The following is a 334-nucleotide window of genomic DNA, read 5'->3' as shown; positions in this document are numbered from 1 at the left end:
CGATCCCGATATCGTCGCCGACTACATCACCTACCCATCGCCCAAGGGCAATGGCACGGTACGCGGCTATCTGGTGCGTCCGGCCAAGGCCGCCGGCAAATTGCCCGCGGTGGTGGTGGTGCATGAAAACCGTGGCCTTAATCCGTATATCGAAGACGTTGCGCGGCGCCTGGCCAAGGCCGGGTTCATCGCCCTGGCACCGGACGGACTGACATCGGTGGGCGGCTACCCCGGCAACGACGAAAAAGGCGTGGCCCTGCAGCAGACCGTCGACCCGACCAAGCTGATGAACGACTTCTTCGCCGCCATCGAGTGGTTGATGCACCACGACAGC

At 63.5% G+C, this 334-nt stretch carries 1 protein-coding gene; it reads left to right on the top strand.

Annotated elements, in window-relative coordinates:
* A partial coding sequence (locus AC0L3B_RS38840) for a dienelactone hydrolase family protein (protein ID WP_473382991.1) occupies window positions 1-334 on the top strand: 334 nt, incomplete at both ends.

This window comes from Bradyrhizobium sp. Kon56, assembly GCF_055807635.1.
The sequence above is the reverse complement of the archived record's forward strand: the minus strand, read 5'-3'. Positions and strand labels throughout refer to the sequence as shown.